The organism is Paenibacillus turpanensis, assembly GCF_011421635.1.
Lineage (GTDB): Bacteria > Bacillota > Bacilli > Paenibacillales > YIM-B00363 > Paenibacillus_AK > Paenibacillus_AK turpanensis.
This window is the reverse complement of record NZ_WTLI01000019.1, coordinates 1-17325: the sequence shown is the minus strand read 5'-3', so window position 1 is coordinate 17325 and position 17325 is coordinate 1. Positions and strand designations below refer to the sequence as shown.

14 protein-coding genes are annotated in these 17325 nt (G+C 48.9%); 12 read left to right on the top strand and 2 right to left on the bottom strand.

The features are described 5' to 3' along the window. Positions 1–28: 28 nt before the first annotated feature. On the top strand, positions 29–1081 hold the full coding sequence (locus GQS10_RS16995) for an efflux RND transporter periplasmic adaptor subunit (protein ID WP_166244365.1): 1053 nt from the start codon (positions 29–31) through the stop codon (positions 1079–1081). Continuing rightward, the gene (locus GQS10_RS16990; RefSeq protein WP_166244363.1) at positions 1078–4131 is read left to right on the top strand and encodes an efflux RND transporter permease subunit; all 3054 of its coding nucleotides are present in this window, start codon (positions 1078–1080) and stop codon (positions 4129–4131) included. The genes GQS10_RS16995 and GQS10_RS16990 overlap by 4 nt, the downstream gene beginning before the upstream one ends. 65 nt (positions 4132–4196) lie before the next feature. Here the strand turns inward: GQS10_RS16990 and GQS10_RS16985 are convergent, their stop codons facing one another. After that, positions 4197–5021 carry a phosphatase PAP2 family protein gene (locus tag GQS10_RS16985; RefSeq protein WP_166244361.1) on the bottom strand — a complete coding sequence of 275 codons (825 nt, stop codon included), beginning with the start codon at positions 5019–5021 and terminating at the stop codon, positions 4197–4199. Between the two features lie 192 nt (positions 5022–5213). Between GQS10_RS16985 and ymzB the strand changes: the two genes are divergently transcribed. The 10 genes from ymzB (at position 5214) to yicI (ending at position 16433) form a co-directional block, all read left to right on the top strand. Further along, positions 5214–5573 carry a protein YmzB gene (gene ymzB / locus GQS10_RS16980; RefSeq protein WP_166244359.1) on the top strand — a complete coding sequence of 120 codons (360 nt, stop codon included), beginning with the start codon at positions 5214–5216 and terminating at the stop codon, positions 5571–5573. Positions 5574–5601: 28 nt separating this feature from the next. Further along, positions 5602–6309 (top strand): YqjF family protein, encoded by a 708-nt coding sequence (locus tag GQS10_RS16975; protein WP_243735227.1) that lies wholly within the window; start codon positions 5602–5604, stop codon positions 6307–6309. 196 nt (positions 6310–6505) lie between these two features. Beyond that, positions 6506–7210, top strand: coding sequence for an FCD domain-containing protein (locus GQS10_RS23705; RefSeq protein ID WP_166244564.1), 705 nt, complete (start codon positions 6506–6508; stop codon positions 7208–7210). A gap of 22 nt (positions 7211–7232) precedes the next feature. Beyond that, a complete protein-coding gene (locus GQS10_RS16965) occupies positions 7233–8447 on the top strand; it encodes an enolase C-terminal domain-like protein (RefSeq protein ID WP_166244356.1) in 1215 nt (404 codons plus the stop codon). An 18-nt stretch (positions 8448–8465) separates the two neighbouring features. Continuing rightward, positions 8466–9233 (top strand): SDR family NAD(P)-dependent oxidoreductase, encoded by a 768-nt coding sequence (locus GQS10_RS16960; RefSeq protein ID WP_166244354.1) that lies wholly within the window; start codon positions 8466–8468, stop codon positions 9231–9233. Between the two features lie 27 nt (positions 9234–9260). Beyond that, on the top strand, positions 9261–10010 hold the full coding sequence (locus GQS10_RS16955) for a sulfite exporter TauE/SafE family protein (protein WP_166244352.1): 750 nt from the start codon (positions 9261–9263) through the stop codon (positions 10008–10010). A gap of 550 nt (positions 10011–10560) precedes the next feature. Then, positions 10561–11439 carry a glycosyl hydrolase family 18 protein gene (locus GQS10_RS16950; RefSeq protein WP_424991801.1) on the top strand — a complete coding sequence of 293 codons (879 nt, stop codon included), beginning with the start codon at positions 10561–10563 and terminating at the stop codon, positions 11437–11439. A 120-nt stretch (positions 11440–11559) separates the two neighbouring features. Next, on the top strand, positions 11560–11919 hold the full coding sequence (locus tag GQS10_RS16945; protein ID WP_166244348.1) for an aminoacyl-tRNA hydrolase: 360 nt from the start codon (positions 11560–11562) through the stop codon (positions 11917–11919). A 406-nt stretch (positions 11920–12325) separates the two neighbouring features. After that, positions 12326–13990 (top strand): sensor histidine kinase, encoded by a 1665-nt coding sequence (locus tag GQS10_RS16940; protein ID WP_166244346.1) that lies wholly within the window; start codon positions 12326–12328, stop codon positions 13988–13990. A gap of 112 nt (positions 13991–14102) precedes the next feature. Continuing rightward, positions 14103–16433 carry an alpha-xylosidase gene (yicI, locus tag GQS10_RS16935; RefSeq protein ID WP_166244344.1) on the top strand — a complete coding sequence of 777 codons (2331 nt, stop codon included), beginning with the start codon at positions 14103–14105 and terminating at the stop codon, positions 16431–16433. Between the two features lie 59 nt (positions 16434–16492). Here the strand turns inward: yicI and GQS10_RS16930 are convergent, their stop codons facing one another. Next, the gene (locus tag GQS10_RS16930) at positions 16493–17035 is read right to left on the bottom strand and encodes a hypothetical protein (protein ID WP_166244342.1); all 543 of its coding nucleotides are present in this window, start codon (positions 17033–17035) and stop codon (positions 16493–16495) included. Between the last annotated feature and the right edge of the window lie 290 nt (positions 17036–17325).

The window sequence follows — 17325 nt, the reverse complement described above, 5'->3', positions numbered from 1 at the left end:
GAAGAATGATGAATGGGGTGGGATGGATTTGAAACGAACGGCAGGGATGATCCTCTTCGCGGGAATGCTCCTGGTAGCGGCATGCTCAAGCAAGCCGGCGAATGCTCCGGCGGAGCAGCAGGAAACCGCGAAACGGGTAAAAACAGCAGAGGTGGCCGCTGTTTCCATGGGGGTGCCCGTGAAAGTTGAGGCGGTTCTCGCACCTTCTTCACGTCTGCAGCTTACGGCAGAAGTAAGCGGGAAGCTTTTGGCTGAGCATATCGAGGTTGGACAAACGGTGGAGCAAGGACAGCTCTTATTTGAGCTGGACCCGTCGGATTATAAGGCTACGCTTGAAAAGGCGCAGCTCAGTAAAGAGCGGGTTTTGATCGATCTCGAAAATTCGAAAGAAAAGCTCAGGGAAGACAAGCCGGAATCGCTAAATTTATTAAAGATTAGCTTGAAGGAAGCGGAGCTCTCCATTCAAGAAGCAGGGCGTAATATTGAAAAAACGAAGATCACCAGCCCAATTGCCGGTATCGTTACCTTAGCTTCAGGCTATTCCGCCGGTCAGCAAGTGAACGCCGGCCAGCAGCTGGCGCAGATTGAGCAGCTAGATCCGCTCTATGTCGAAGCGGCCATTACCGAGAAGGATCTGCTTGTTTTTCGGGAGAAGCAGCAGCTGCAGGTGTACCTTCCGCTTCTTGAGCAGACGCTGAACGCGGACATTTTATACATATCGCCTTCGGTCCAAGACCAAAAGCAAAACGGCTTTTCTCTCCGCGCAAAGCTGCCGAACGCGGACGGCGTCCTCCGGCCGGGGATGAGCGCACAAGTGATCTTGGATGACCGTTTGGCGCAGAAGACGGTTGCGGTGCCGATTAGCGCCGTTCTTACGGAGGACGGGCAATCGTTCGTTTACACCTTATCGGAGCCGACCAAGGTGAAGCGGACAAAAGTTGAGACCGGCAGAAAGAATCAGGATTATACGGAAATCACGGCAGGGCTGAAGGAAGGCGATACAATAGTTGTTGTCGGACAAAGCCTATTATCGGATGGTGACACCGTGGAAATTGTTGGTCAAGGGGAGAAAACGCCGTGATCAAGTGGATGATCCAAAGGCCGATCGCCGTCTTTCTGCTAACTGCCATGGTGCTGGTTTCCGGTGGAATTGCCGGGAAGCTGCTCCCCATAAAGCTTCAGCCGAGTGTTGATGGTCCTTTTCTGGCCGTAGTCGCTCACTCTTCGAAAGATATCGATCTGGACCAGATGGAGAAGGAAGTCACGTTCCCCTTGGAAACGATCGTAAACAGCCGTGATATTGTCAAGGATGCGAATGCGACAACGACCACCAAAAGCGTGCAAATGCAGGTGCTGCTTAAGGATAGCGCCAAGCCGGAGGAAATTAATAAGCTCAAGGAAGAAATCAGTCAAAAGCTGAATTCCTTTTCAATTGAGATGGATCGTACCGATGTTCGACAGTATACGGCGAGCGACGAGGTCATCATGATGATCGCCCTAACTTCTAACGACCCGGATCAGGAAAGGGTTCGTAAGGAATTAAAGGATGCCGTTATTCCGGCCTTACGAGAAATTCAAGGGATTTCTAAGGTTGAGCATACCCTTGATCAATATCAAGAAAATTATGAGTTTGAACTGAAAGCGGATCGCATTCAAAGTCTCCAGCAGGCAAATACGATCATTGATGAGCTGCGAGACGGTTTTGCTTCTCCGCTGCTGGGCACCCTCGATTACGGAAAAGAGCCTTACCGGGTGCGAAGCGAAGCAGCGGTCACCACGGCAGAAGAGCTGGAGCAATTCCGCTTGAGCACAGGGGAACGGCTCATGGATATGGTGAATGTCCGCGTGGATAAGCCGGCAGATCATCGTTATTTAATGATGAGCGGGGAGCCGTTTTACGAAATCAATATATTTGCTTCTGCGCACGCTAGTGAAGTGAAAATTTCAGAGCAGGTACAGGCCGTATTAGCCAAACATCACAGTGAGCAATCAACGGAATGGCAATATTTATTTGCCTGGGATGCTTCTGCGTTTATCGGGTTGGCCGTTAGTGAGCTCGTGGTGAACATATTGTTTGGCGCCGGGATTGCCGCCGTTATTCTCTTGCTTGTGTTCCGCAGCTTCCGTACGACGTTAATCGTAGCCATCAGTATGCCGGTTTGTATCTGTACAACGCTTTTGTCGATGGCTATGTTTAACTATAGCTTGAATATAATTACCCTTCTTGGCATCGGTCTCGGTACCGGTATGATCGTGGACGCGTGTATCGTGGTCATCGAAAATATTTTCCGAAAAATGCAGGAAACCGAGGATCGCATGGATGCAGTCATCAGCGGAACAAAAGAGGTGTTCGCGCCGGTTATGTCTTCGATTTTAACGACGGTCGCCGTATTTTTGCCGATTTCGTTTATGGATGGCATTCTCGGTGTATTTATGAAGCAGCTTGCCCTCACCGTTACGGTTTCGCTGTTATCCTCGCTTGTGGTGGCGCTGACGCTGATTCCGATTTTATCCGATAAGCTGATCCGCACCCCGAAAGCTGACGAAGTCAAAGCAAGCCGCGTGATGATGATGTACGAAAAGCTGCTCGTTCAAGCCGTCAAGCGCCGGCGGATTACGCTGCTTAGTTTTATTTTGGTGCTCTGTTTATCGATTTACGCCCTGGTTGCTTTCGTTCCAACCAACTTTTTGCCGAATATTAGTGACCGCAGCTTATTTATTAATGTGGAAGTCGATGAAAAGCTGGATTACGAGACCAATCTGTCCTTAATGGATCATGCGGCCAAGCAAATGCTCCCGATTGACGGCGTAAAAGAAGTGCTTTATTGGGGGAACGATCAAAGCACCTCCAGAGGGACGTTCATCGTGCTCTTTGAGGACCGCAAGGATATGCAGCAGACGGATGAGCAAATGAAGGAGCAAATCAAAGAGACGATCGATCGAACAATTCCTTATTCCTTTTTAAGTATGGGGGAAGGACAAGGGGATAAATCCGGTCAAATGTCCATTTCGTTATCCGGTTCCTCGATGGGCGAACTGGTTCGAGCCGTCCCAGCCATAAAGGAAGAGCTGATGCTAATTCCGGGAGTAACAGGAACGGAAGCGGCGTTATTGGAAAATAGCAAGGAATGGGTCATCGAGTTTTCCAAAGAGCAGCTTGCCTACCATTCCATTTCGCGTGATGAGGTTGAACGGTATGTAAGTTTGGTGCTGAGCGGAATTCAGGACGTGGACATTAAGGTGGATGGCGAACGGACGGCAGCGTCCATTCAATTTCCGGCCGTATACCGGCAGAGCTCTGATGCGCTGTACCGTTTGCCGATTCGAAGTGATGTAAATCTGACTCTGCAGGACGTTTCGACGATTAAGCAGTTGGATTCTGAATCGAAGCGCATCAGGAAAAATGGTAGCTACGACATGGGTCTGACTATATATTTTGACGCGGCGTCCAAAGAACGGGTCGTTCGTGATGTGACCCAATTTGTAGATCGATACCAAAGCGAAATTCAATTATCGATAGGCGGAGCGCAGCAGCAGGAAGCGGAAGCGTTTCAAAAGCTGTTTATCGCCGTCGGTGTATCATTCGCCGCTGTTTTTATGATTTTGACGATTCAATTTAATCGTTTTCGTTTGCCTTTCTTAATTATGCTTTCGCTTCCTTTTGCCATGATAGGGGTTAGTTTAGGGTTTTTATTGACCGGCCGCGACTTCGATATGATGGCGATGATCGGAATCGTTATGCTGGTTGGAATTATCGTAAATAACGCGATTGTGCTGATTGACTTCATCCATAACCATCGCAAAGATTATCCGGATGTGTTTACTGCCGTTATTGAGGGCTCAAAGCTGCGGGTACGCCCAATCTTGACGACAACTCTTACTACTGTAGGAGGGTTGATCCCGATGTTTATCGGGGGAAGCGAGGCTTCCAGCTTTCAGACTCCGATTGCAACAGCGGTTATGTTCGGACTGACTTTTTCCACCTTTGTAAGCTTGGTGCTTGTCCCGGTTTTATATTACTTTTTTGAGGGCGGGGCGGACCGAAAGCCAACGCAAAAGCAAAGGAAAGGATTCTTTAAGCGTTTTTCCAGAAAAGCGGCGGATGCAGATGTGACGGGTGCGGTGACGTAACCTCATTCACGCAAAACCTGTTGTGCTTTAAAAGCCGGCATGTGATTGGTTGGATTTGCGGGAGATTAATGCTTCTCATATTGGCGCTTGCTGATCAGGCGGGTGTAAACCAAAAATAGTGTGAGGGTGATCAAGCTGCCGGCTAGTACATCGGAGGCATAATGAGCGCCAACGACAATGCGGCTGAGCGCCGTTGCGAAACCGAATGCAATGGCCACTGTCCATACGATGACGCGCAGCGGCGTTTGTGCTAACGGGATGAACCATAGCAGGATGAGCAGAGTCCAGCCATTGGCAGCATGACCTGAAGGGAAGGATCGGCTTCCTGAAAAGAAATCTGGAATGAACCATAAGGTGAAATTGGTTACATCCGGAAGCAAATCGCGAAACCGTACCCTTCCCCAAAAGGTTTTGAGCACAAACACGAGTATCATTTCAAAGAATATAAGTGTTAGGCCATAGGAAATTAATGGGATTAAAGGGGTGAGCTTCTGTTTCGGTACCGAGCTCAAAAGCATATACGTAAGAGCTGATAATACGACGCCGCCGGCAAAGGAAGTAACAAGAATAGACATTGACGACGACAAATCGTAGGCTCGGATCACGGTTAGAGCGATTAGAATCGTGGAACTGCCAAGTGTGCCAATGGCTGCGGCGAAACGAATAAGCATGGAGGCTGCACCCTGTACCAGGAGACTGCTGCCAATAAAGAATAGGAGCCAAGCCGGATGCTCTCCGAACACTTCCAGTCCATGAGCCCAGAGCGAAGTCGGATCGTACAGCGCCCTCGATACGATCAAATCAGTATAGGCAAACAGGATCATTCCTGCCGCGGCCTTAATTCCAAGACCAAGCCCAAGCCAGAGGGCGAGTCGTTTGGATAGGTACATGCGTGAGTCTCTCCGTTCGTGGAATTTCGTTATGTGAGTTTTAATTATTTTACCATGAATGTGAAAATAAAACGCTTCTGTTTGGGTTGTAAGCGGGCCATGGTTTTGCTCGTGTCAAGCAATGATTTGTGCAGGTTTTGGATACACTACAAGGGCAATTATCAATTCACACCTGCAAAGGAGATCTGAGGCATGAGTGGCGTTATTGAGCAAATTACAGAATGGTTGAACGAGTGTGCCGGACAATCGGTGCTGATTGAGAAGGTGGAGCAAGGCGACAGAGACCGAACAAGAATACGAGTCGATCAAGTGTCGATCCAAGCTCAGCCGAAGGATCCGGACGACTATGTGGCGGAGCGGGAAATTATGATTCATGGCGATGGAGCAGTGCTGCTGGAATCGGGGCAGGCACCGCTGCCGGAGCCGTATTATGAAATTGCTTTGATCGGTGTAAGCCATGCTTCCAAAACAAGCCAAACCCTGCATATTGTGACCGATCGGGCGTCCTATCTTATTGAAAAGCAGAATGACGGGGCCGCCTACATACACTAGAACCAAGATCTAGTGAAGGATGATGGGTATGAAAAGGGAACCGAAGATGGCTGCTCCTTGGCTGATGCAGCAAACGTGGCATGACCTGCTTTTTATGCACTGGCCCATTCCGCCGGAGCAGCTTCAGTCCAAGCTTCCAAAGCCGCTTCAATTGGACGTCTGGGACGGGCTGGCCTGGATTTCGGTCGTTCCTTTTCGAATGAGCGGCATCAGGCTCCGCGGACTTCCGCCGATTCCGTTCGCTTCTGCATTTCCAGAATTAAATGTCCGTACATACGTTTATGACGAGGAACGGCCGGGGGTCTACTTCTTTTCGCTTGATGCGGCTCATTCACTTGCAGTATGGGCGGCCCGAACCTTCTTCCACCTTGCGTATGTCCGGGCGGACATGCGTTGTGTGGAAGAGGAAGGCTGGATTCAGTATGAAAGCAGCCGGCGGGAGGGGAAGGCCTTGTTTGTAGGAAAATACCGTCCTGTAGGCGAAGCGTTTACGGCGGAGCAAGGCTCCATGGAAGAGTGGCTGTCTGAACGATATCATTTGTATACGGTATGGAACGGACAAGTGTACCGCGGCGATATTGCCCACCCGCCCTGGCCGCTGCAGCAGGCGGAGGTTTTGCTTGAAACCAATACAATGATTGCAGATACACTGGGGGTTCCGCAGCCCGCAGGCGAACCCATGATGAATTTTGCCAGGGAGCTAACGGTCAACATTGGGCCGCTTGTTAAGCTATAAAGGTTTTGAACAGTGAGTGTTGAAGGGCGAAGCCGGGGTTATTCCCGGCTTTTTGTTTTGTAAACGGCTTACTTGCAGGTGGATTCGGCAAAAAGATCTAAAGATTTCTCATAAAAACCTAAATTCAGTCGGATTACTTGTATACAAGTATTCATGTATACTTTGAGAAAACGAGAGAAGAAGGGAGGGCAAAGCGATCGGTACACAAACTCTCCAAACGAAGCTCCATCCTAGACAGTCGCTAAGTGAACAAGTCTATGAGAGGATCCGCGAGGCCATTGTGACACTTGCGTTCGAACCCGGGCAATTGATTTATGAGAATCAGCTGGCGGAATCGCTAAGTGTCAGCCGTACGCCGGTCCGGGAGGCGATTCGAAGTCTGGTGAACGAATGTCTACTTGAGGTGCTGCCTCAGCGCGGAACACGTGTTGCCTACATTTCTGTAAAAAAGGTGCTGGAAGCAAGATTTATCCGGTCTCTCTTGGAGCAGGGCGCCTTTCGGATTGCGGCTGCCGAGTGGAGTGCAGAGAAGAAGACCGTGTCCAATAAGGCGATTCAGCGAATGTTAGAAGAACAGCGAGAGGCTGCCGCTGACGGGGACATTACAGTGTTTCTTCAGCTGGACGAAGCGTTTCATCGTGTCATTATGGAGGAGGCCGGCAATGCGACGCTGTTGAATGTGGTGTATCAAATGCGTGGCCATTTAAACCGCCTGCGATATATGGCGCTAAGGCAGTACCGGCATATGCCCCAAATTGTGGAAGAACACGAGCGGCTGTTCGAGGCCATTGCGGCGAATGATTCGGAGTTGGCGGGCCGTTTACTGGAGCTGCACTTTGGCAAGCTGAACGACGAAATGTCGGAGCTGCGGGCGCTGACGCCGCATTATTTTATCGATTAAGAATGGAGAGGAGCATTTCGCCATGAAAATTACCGATATTCGGGCAACGACAGTGACTGTTCCGCTTGAGGCGCCTTTGCGTCATAGTAACGGCGCTCATTGGGGGCGCTTTGTCCGTACGATTGTTGAGGTTGACACCGATGAAGGGATTACAGGACTTGGTGAAATGGGCGGCGGAGGCGAGAGCGCGCAGGCTGCTTTTCAAGGCTTAAAGGCTTATTTGGTCGGGCATGATCCGTTTCAGCTGGAGGAGCTCCGCTTTAAAATTTGCAACCCGACGGCCAGCTTGTATAACAATCGCACGCAGCTGCATGCTGCAATAGAGTTTGCCTGCTTAGACATTATCGGCAAGAAGCTGGGCATTTCCGTATCGCAGCTGCTGGGCGGCTCTGTTCGAGAACGTGTCAGCTTTGCAAGTTATTTGTTTTTTCGCCATCCCAACGATCAATCCGGGGAAGGGGAAGTGCGCACGATCGATCAGCTCGTCGAGCACTGCCATCAATTGAAGAAAGATCACGGATTCACCACCCATAAATTAAAAGGCGGGGTGTTTCATCCGGATTACGAGCTGGAATGCTACCGCGCCTTGGCAGACGCATTCCCCGAAGACCGGCTTCGTTACGATCCGAATGGGGCGCTTAGTGTCGAGGAGGCTATCCGGTTCGGGCAGGCCATTGAGGGACTCCGCAATGATTACTTTGAGGATCCGGCCTGGGGGCTTAACGGGATGCGCAGGGTGCGCTCCATGGTGCGGATTCCAACGGCAACAAACACGGTTGTCGTCAATTTCGAGCAGCTTGCCGCCAATGTGCTTGACCCGTCTATAGATGTCATCCTGCTCGATACGACGTTCTGGGGCGGCATTCGGCCATGCATTAAGGCAGCCGGCGTTTGCGAGACTTTCCAGCTTGGAATTGCCGTGCATTCCTCGGGTGAGCTGGGCATACAGCTCGCCACGATGCTTCATCTCGGGGCGGTAGTGCCGAACTTGGCGTTTGCTGCAGATGCCCATTACCATCATCTAACTGACGATATTATTGTTGGGGGCAAGATGCATTATGAAAACGGATCGATCCGTGTCCCGAGTGGACCCGGACTCGGGGTTGAGCTGGATCGCGATAAGCTGGCCCGATACGCTGAGCTCTACCAGGAGCTAGGCGGCTATCCCTATGACCGGGATCCGGTGAGACCGGATTGGTTCCCGCTTGTTCCGAATGAACGTTGGGCCAAACCGTAAGAAAGGTGGAGCTGAATTATGAGATTACGCGGAAAAACGGCGATTGTTACGGGCAGCGGACGTGGAATCGGCGCTGCAATGGCGCGCGGCTTTGCACAGCAAGGAGCAAATGTCGTATTGGTTAGCCGAACGTTGGCGCAGCTGAAGGAGCAGGAAGACTGGATACAGGCCAACACGGGCGTCTCCGTGCTCTCCGTCGAAGCGGATGTCGGGGATGCCGGAGCGGTACAGCGTATGGTAGAGCAAGCGCTGGACGGCTTCGGGCACATCGATATTTTGGCGAACTGTGCGGGTATTACGATGGTATCGCCTTCGGAGACGTTATCGCTGGAAAACTGGCACAAATGCTTGCGCATTAACTTGGACGGAACCTTTTTATGCTGCCAAAAGGTTGGTGCGCATATGATTGAACGGGGGATGGGCGGTAAAATCATCAATATTACGTCCATCGTTGCCCATGCAGCGATTCCCGAACGTGCGGCTTATGCGGCAAGTAAGGGGGGCGTCATGCAGCTGACGCAAAATCTAGCCGTCGAGTGGGCGAAGCATAACATTCAGGTGAATGCGATCAGCCCGGGCTTTATCCGCACCGAAATTGTGCAGGATTTGATCGATAAGGGCGTACATAAGCCTGAACGAATGACCGCACGTATTCCCGCTGGACGGATGGGAGAAGTAGAGGATTTGGTGGGACCGGCTGTTTTTTATGCTTCGTCCGATTCCGATTATGTAACAGGCACGATTCTAAAGGTAGACGGCGGCTGGCTGGCGAACGGTTATGTGTAGCCCCCGAGAAGGGGAGTGATGTAGAGGATGGACATCGCAGTTTGGGTCATTGTACTGCTGTCCGGAATTTGTATAGGCATCTCCAAAACCGGAATTTCTACTCTGGGTATGGTTACCGTCGTATTGCTTACGCTTGTTTATCCGGCCAAAGAAGCGATCGGCATTATGCTTCCTGTGCTCATTGTCAGTGATGTAATCGCGGTTGTTTACTACCGGAGAACCGTCGTATGGCGTCATCTGCTTTCTTTGATCCCGTGGGTTCTAGTAGGGCTTGTTATGGGATACGCCGTTCTGGAATTAGGCAGCAGTGAACAAGTAAGTTTTTTGGTTGGTATTCTGATCCTTCTACTGGTTCTGCTCCAGCTGCGTAAGCTGAGGGGACAAGCCGGGGCGGCAGAGAAGGAACCTTCTGCGCATCCCTTCTGGTTTGGCCCGATCATGGGCGTGCTGGCTGGCTTTGCAACGATGATCGGCAATGTCTCGGGCATTATTATGACGATTTATCTGCTATCCAAAAAACTTCCGAAAAATGAGTTTGTCGGTACGGGGGCTTGGTTTTTTCTGGCGGTCAATGTAATCAAGCTTCCGCTTTATGTTCACTTAGGACTTATTCATGGCGGCTCCATAATACTTAATTTATGGATGGTGCCCATGGCTTTTGCGGGTGCGGCCATCGGAATTAAGCTGCTGTCCGCACTGCCGCAGCGGCATTTTCAAGCGGTGCTGCTCCTCTTTGGCGGAGCCGGGGCGATCCGACTTATCGTCATGGGGCTGTGACCTTTTTATTTAGGGTTTGTGGTAAGGCTGTCTCGGCAACGGGACGGCCTTTTTGTTTTTTTCCACTATTTACATCTCAAAAAATCTCATTTTAGGTCTCCCGCCTTATAGGAAAAACGGAAGGGTCTATTTACAGCATGTTGAGAGTGTAAGCGATTTCCGACTGTGATCCTATTAAATATGACTCTCTTTCCTCCTATAATAGAGTTAATGCAAGCTGTTGGTATACATCCCCACTTCCACTGCCGCATCAGGAACATTACTCTATGAAGGAAGGGAAGATTTAATGAAGCCATTCCGCTTACTTGCCTCGATTGTCCTTTTTTCTCTGGTTGCCTGCTTGCTCCTCCCGTCATTTGCCGTTCATGCCAAGCATCGTACGAAAACGACATTGTCCAGCACAACGACTACGACCACAACAACTTCTTCTTCATCGGAAACGTCGACATCTGCAACAACAGTCTTACCGAAAATGACTCTAGGCTATTACGTAAAATATTGGTCTACCGATAAAAATAGCTATAATAGCTTAAACTCTTATTCCACCTATATGAGTGATTACTCTATGACGACATTTTCGATCGATGCGGATGGGACTGTCAAAGGTGAGCATGTATCGGATGCGCTGCAGCTCGGCCAGAGCAAAGGTGTAGGAGCCTATGCTGCCATTCAGAATTTGGGGAACGGACACTTTGATCCTGCTTTAGCGAGCTCGATTTTGCGCAACGGGGAGCTTCGAAAGAAAGCGGCAGCGAATATGGCGGCCTTTGCCGTTACGCATGGCTTTAAAGGGATTAATCTTGATTTTGAAAATATGTATGCAGCGGACCGTCCGTATTACTCCTTGCTGGTGAAGGAATTGGCAGCGGAGCTTCATGCAGTGCAAAAGAAGCTGATCGTCTCGGTTTCTGCGAAAACGTCCGATTCCTTGACTGCAGCCTGGACCGGTGCTTTTGATTATGCGGAAATCGGAAAATATACGGATTATTTGCAGCTCATGACGTATGACCAGCACGGGCCATGGGGAGCAGCCGGTCCTGTAGCCGGACTGAATTGGGTGGAGAATGTGGTGAAGTACACGCTTTCACTCGTCCCAGCTTCCAAAGTTTTGCTAGGATTAAATGCTTACGGTTACGATTGGAATCAATCAACGGGGGTTGGCAATAAGGCGGTTTCCTGGAAAGCGATGCCTACATTGATTGCGAATACTGGTGCAACTCCCCAGTGGGACACAATTTCCCAATCTCCATATCTGTATTACACTGCAGCCGACGGCTCTAAGCGCATGGTGTGGTACGAAAATGAGAAGAGTATTCAGCTAAAAACAAAGCTCACCGTGACCTACCAGCTGGCAGGCGTAGCGATGTGGCGCATGGGGCTTGAGGACGAAAAGTTTTGGACAGCCGTTAAGGCCGGATACGGAAATTGATAGCTGAGACCGCCGATACGGCGGTCTTATTTTATGTCATAGACTACGTAATTATAGAGTACAATGGGAATAGAATAGAGGACGAGCCTGTGGTCAGGTTCGGATAGGAGGACAAATCCAATGCAAAAGCCAAATGAATCCAATTTGGTCCAATATTATGTCGTTAACCGGGATTTACAAATGTCCGATGGGAAAATAGCCGCACAGGTGGCTCACGCCGCTGTGACGGTAACCCTTCATTGTTTGTTTCAGCAGGAGCAAAACCATGACACATTTCAAGCCTGGCTCAGCTCCGGCCAAAAGAAGATTGTTCTTGGTGGATCGGAAGAACAGGTGAATGAGCTTGCGAATGCAGGCTATCTGTCGATCCGTGATGCTGGTCATACGGAGGTCCCATCCGGTTCTTTAACCGTCGTTGCTCTTCCTCCAATGGAAAAAGAAGAGGCACAGCGAATTGTGTCCGGACTGAAGTTGTTGTAGTGGTATAAGCTGCTTTTCGTGCTGCGAGTCGATTGCGTATAATGGAAGCCGTCCCTAGCGGGGCGGTTTTTTATTTTTTTATTTAAAATTACGGATTTTCTCGAATATATGGTGGAAACAATGTAATAGAATGGAGGTAAATGGAAGAAAATAAGTGATTTTGAAATGATTCATCGATAAATGGGCAAGGGGGCAATGTTATGGGAGTAATGATCCCGGCAAAACAAACCTTTCAGCAGAGTGCGACAGAATCTGTTATAATGAAAGAAAATGCGACAGCTTTCAACAGACTCAAGAGTTAGGTGGTCCGAGTATGCCTTCACGGCGCGCTTTTTTCTTCATTGCCCTCATCGTTACTTTAATTTTAATACTAAATAATACCCTATATTATTTTTCGACTAAAGCGATGCTGACTGACCAGCTCTCCAATGAAACGCAATCGGTAGCGGAACAAATTCGTTTGTCTATCGAACAATCGGAAGAAGGCTCGTTTTACGTAGAGGATCTTGTGGGTCAGCAGCTCCGGGCCGCGGCTATCGCTGCCAAAGGCGAGCTTCCGCCTAAGCTTGAAGACGTTACCAATGAACGGCTTGAAAAGCTTGCGGAGAAGGTTGGGGTCGATGATATCACTTTGCTCCAAAGAGTAGGAGATGACATTGTTGCCCTTCGTTCCTCAGAGCCGAAAGAAATCGGGTTAAGCACGAAAGACTTCGGGTATTGGTTTACTGCGTTTAACCAGCTGCTCGACCATCATAATGTTACGATACCTGAGGGGCAAAAGCTCCCAAACTTCTGGGCCGGCATTTTCGAGGTTGCCGCATCGGATACGGAGAGTATTAATAAATTCGGATATTACCATGATGGAACGACGGATTATATTATTAACCCTTTTGTGAAGGCGGAAACGATCGTACGCTATAAAAAGCTGACGGGACCTGAACGAACGGTCGCGAAAACGTTGAGTACCAATTCTAATATTTTGGAGATTACCGGCTTTAACGGCAATACATTTGGTAAGGAAATCCCGATTTATAATGGGGCCGATGGTTCGGAGTTTATATCCGTTTACGATCAGCCGATTATGTTCGGGTCAAATGAGTTTTACAGTGAAGCTGATCTTCAGTTTGTTATGAAAGCGCTAAAAAATGGATCTACTTATAGTCACGTGGAAAAAGTTGCAGGACGGCATGTCCTTAAAACCTATTTGCCGGTTCCTAACCAGATGAAGCAAGCGCCGGAACAGAGGGAGAAGCCTTTTGTTATCGGTGTTGTATCGGATTACAATGCAATCCAATCGACTTTAAACCGGGAGCTAGTACGAATATCGGTAATGGCGCTCATTGCAACGATATTTAGTGTCATCGTATTTGTTACGACCAGCCGCCTTATTGCTCAAAATCGGGAGAAAGCCGTTCGTACGACTCAAGAGCTGTATATTGAGGATGTCGACAATATGTTTTCGGTTATTCGCGGACAACGGCATGATTTTTTAAACCATGTGCAGACGATATTTTCCTTCGTATCCGCTGGGAAATATGATGCTTTGAAGCGATATGTAGCTGAGCTGGTCGAGGATGTCCAGCAGGTCAATGAAATGATCCAAATCGGGCATCCGGGACTTGCAGCCTTAATTCAAGCCAAAGAGGCAATTGCGCTGCAGCGGAAAATTAAGCTCGATTACGAGTTTCATTCGATGGAAACCTTGTCACTGGGGATTAAATCCGTCGATGTCGTGAAAATCATGGGGAATTTGCTGGATAACGCCTACGACGAGGTGATGAAGCTTCCGCCCGACCAGCGAGTAGTCAGCATTAAAGGCTGGGTTCATCTTAACCAGCTTTGGTTCGTAGTGACCAATCCGCTCTCTCAACCAATGGAGACCTTGCAACGGGAATCGTTATTCCGAAGCGGCTTCTCAACCAAAAGCGGGGACCATCAAGGACTCGGGCTTGCTTTGGTAAAGCAAAGAGTAGAAGCATACAGCGGCTCGATTAACGTGGAAGTGGACGATCAACAAATCGAATTTGAAGTACGGATTCCGATCGAGAAAAAAATGCTGGAAAATTCCTAGCCGAATATCAACTTTTTACCCTGCGTTAGACGCAGGGTTTTATTGTTTTAAGGGATGGAATTCCCTTACAATAAAGGAGAGTTTTTATTCTTTTAAGGCTGGGGTGAACGGCATGAAGTTTACGGATGGCAACTGGTTAGTGCGGCAGGGTTATGAATTTATAAGCTCTGTTCAACCGTTCGATGTACATATTGAAGAGGGTTCGATCATCGGCTATGCTTCTCCAAGGGATTTGACGCAGCGTTGGGCGCAGCTGGATTTGCCGCTTTTAACGGTCCGTTTGTCGTCACCTAGGAAGGATATCATTCGTGTTCAGTTGTACCGGCATAAAGGAGGGCGAAGAAAGCTGCCCGAATTTATGCTTCACTCCTCTGGGGATCATGATGTGAGAACGGAGAGACTGGAACGTGAAGCTCTGCTTACGAGCGGAAGCCTGACTGCACGTGTGCGAACGGAAGGGGCTTGGGGAATCAACTTCGAGTATGACGGCCAAAAGCTCACGGGAACGGGAACGAAAGCGATGGCGCATATCTCTACACCAAATCAAGGCGTGTTTATGAGAGAGCAGCTGGACCTCGCTGTCGGAGAGCAAATTTACGGCTTAGGCGAACGGTTTACTCCATTTGTCAAAAATGGCCAGGTCGTCGATACTTGGAATCGCGATGGGGGAACCAGCACGGAGCAGGCATACAAAAATATCCCCTTTTACTTATCGAGCCGTGGTTACGGCGTGTTTGTAAACCATCCGGAGAACGTATCCTTTGAGGTGGCTTCCGAACGGGTATCCAAGGTACAGTTTAGCGTAGAAGGGGAGCAGCTGGATTATTTCATTATCGGCGGTTCCTCCTTAAAAGAGGTGCTTCAAAATTACACCTCCTTATCCGGCAAGCCGGCGCTACCTCCTTCATGGTCGTTCGGGTTGTGGCTGACGACGTCATTCACCACAAATTACGACGAACAAACGGTCAACCATTTTGTAGATGGAATGAAGGATCGAGATATTCCGCTTCGCGTATTTCATTTTGACTGCTTTTGGATGAAGGCGCTTCATTGGACGGATTTTGAGTGGGATGATGAGGTGTTCCCGGACCCTGAGCCGATGCTGCGCCGCTTGAAGGAAAAGGATTTGGCGGTTTGTGTGTGGATCAATCCGTATATTGCGCAGCAATCCTGCCTATTTGATGAAGCTGTGGAGAAGGGGTATTTGCTGCGGAAAACGAACGGCGATGTATGGCAGTGGGATCGGTGGCAGCCGGGGATGGGCATTGTTGATTTTACAAATCCGAATGCATGCAAATGGTACACGAGTCATCTGGAGCGGTTGATCGACATGGGAGTAGATTCGTTTAAAACGGATTTTGGCGAACGGATCCCAACGGATGTAGTTTATTACGATGGCTCTGACCCGGATCGAATGCATAATTATTATTCCTATCTATATAACAAGGTTGTTTTTGAACTGCTGGAGGCTCGTCTTGGAAAAGGAAAGGCGGCCGTGTTTGCCAGATCGGCGACTGCCGGTGGTCAGCAATTCCCGGTTCATTGGGGAGGGGATTGCTACGCCACTTATGAATCAATGGCGGAAAGCTTGCGCGGCGGACTTTCACTCGGGTTGAGCGGCTTCGGATTTTGGAGCCATGATATTGGCGGTTTCGAAAGCACGGCCCCAGCCGATCTTTATAAAAGATGGACCGCTTTTGGTCTGCTTTCGAGCCATAGCCGTCTTCATGGAAATCAGTCGTACCGGGTTCCTTGGATATATGATGAGGAAGCCGTTGATGTCATGAGATTTTTTGTCAAGCTAAAATGCCGCATCATGCCTTATTTGTTTGCTGCAGCATGCGAAGCTTCGGAAAAGGGGATTCCGATGATGAGGGCCATGCTATTAGAATTTGCTGACGACCCCACTTGCGGTTATTTAGACCGGCAGTATATGCTTGGCGAATCTTTGCTGGTTGCTCCTATTTTTCGTGAGGACGGGGTGGTCCAATATTATTTGCCGAAAGGAACCTGGACGCATTTTATTACGGGTAAGGAAGTTGAAGGCGGGACATGGGTTAAGGAACAGCATGGTTATATGAGCTTGCCTCTTTATGTTCGGCCCAATTCGATCATCGCAGTTGGCGCAGTAGACAGCCGTCCGGATTACGATTATGCTCATCGAGTTGAGCTGCAGCTTTATCGGTTGGAAGATGGAGGAAAGGCGGATTGCTGCGTTTACGATGAAAATGGAGAAAACCAGCTTTCCATCTGTGCATCCCGGGAAGGAAATCAGCTTACCGTGGATGTATCTTTAGACCGCTCAGGCCAACCATGGACCATGCTTTTGCGCAATTGCAGTGGAATTCGCTCTGTCGATGGAGCTGCTTTTGAAAAGACGGTTCATGGAATCCGGCTGGCACCGAATCCGGGGGTTACGGCGATCGTTTGTGTGTTGGCGTAAAAAGATATTGATAAGCGTAAAGCGAAAGGCCTGGTTCCCTGGTGAACTGGGCTATTTTGTTATTTGATTTTTTCACGCTTTCCAAGCTGAACTTCGATTTCAAATGGAGAGGGTGCTGTCGTTCTCTTGATCTCTCGTGAGCTGGGGGGAGTGAAAATTTTACTCTGCCATCGGTGATAAACATAAATGATCATGGAAACGGCATAAATGACGATGAGATACTGCCACGTAGTAATGTTGTTTAAGCTTGCGATTCCGAAATATTGTAAGCCGGGGAATCCAACAAAGCAGAAGAAGCTGTCCAATGCTAAATTTGTTAATGAATAGAGCCAAAACCGTTGAGATGTAAAATAGAACACCCAAAACGTGCCGACTGCAAACAATCCATATGCGAAGCTGACGTCGATCATGTAGCCCCAAGGCACAATATAGCTGTGAATGGTCCACCAATCATAAGTGTATGCAATTTGAAAAACGATCGTCATCAGGAAGGATGTGAAAATTGTAACCGGCATATATCTTCGGACGCTGCCTTTTTTAGCCCAAAATAACGAGATCCATGGGCCGAAAAGCAGGACGTACAGGATGATCTGATTTATCATTTCGTGTCTCCTAGTGTATGTGGGGTTTCATTTAAGCCGTGCAGCATTATTTTTAATTTTGAAGCAGTTAATTATACAATATAGAAGCTTAAGACGAATCAGTGGATTCGTGGTGGCGTGGTTTTTTCCAGTGGTCTCCTATTGAATGCCCCAAGTCGTTATGTTACATTATGAATCCGCCAGCTGAACCAAGCGGGTGGATGTGAGATGATCACATCGAATGTATCGACTGATTTCATAAGCGAGGTTGTGGGAAATATTACAACTTGCTTGAAACGAATAAGCGTGAT

Coding starts and splice junctions, on each gene's coding strand:
- GQS10_RS16985 (WP_166244361.1), bottom strand. CDS start 5,021: ATGTACCTATCCAAACGACTCGCCCTCTGGCTTGGGCTTGGTCTTGGA.
- ymzB (WP_166244359.1), top strand. CDS start 5,214: ATGAGTGGCGTTATTGAGCAAATTACAGAATGGTTGAACGAGTGTGCC.
- GQS10_RS16975 (WP_243735227.1), top strand. CDS start 5,602: ATGAAAAGGGAACCGAAGATGGCTGCTCCTTGGCTGATGCAGCAAACG.
- GQS10_RS16965 (WP_166244356.1), top strand. CDS start 7,233: ATGAAAATTACCGATATTCGGGCAACGACAGTGACTGTTCCGCTTGAG.
- GQS10_RS16960 (WP_166244354.1), top strand. CDS start 8,466: ATGAGATTACGCGGAAAAACGGCGATTGTTACGGGCAGCGGACGTGGA.
- GQS10_RS16955 (WP_166244352.1), top strand. CDS start 9,261: ATGGACATCGCAGTTTGGGTCATTGTACTGCTGTCCGGAATTTGTATA.
- GQS10_RS16950 (WP_424991801.1), top strand. CDS start 10,561: ATGAGTGATTACTCTATGACGACATTTTCGATCGATGCGGATGGGACT.
- GQS10_RS16945 (WP_166244348.1), top strand. CDS start 11,560: ATGCAAAAGCCAAATGAATCCAATTTGGTCCAATATTATGTCGTTAAC.
- GQS10_RS16940 (WP_166244346.1), top strand. CDS start 12,326: ATGCTGACTGACCAGCTCTCCAATGAAACGCAATCGGTAGCGGAACAA.
- yicI (WP_166244344.1), top strand. CDS start 14,103: ATGAAGTTTACGGATGGCAACTGGTTAGTGCGGCAGGGTTATGAATTT.
- GQS10_RS16930 (WP_166244342.1), bottom strand. CDS start 17,035: ATGATAAATCAGATCATCCTGTACGTCCTGCTTTTCGGCCCATGGATC.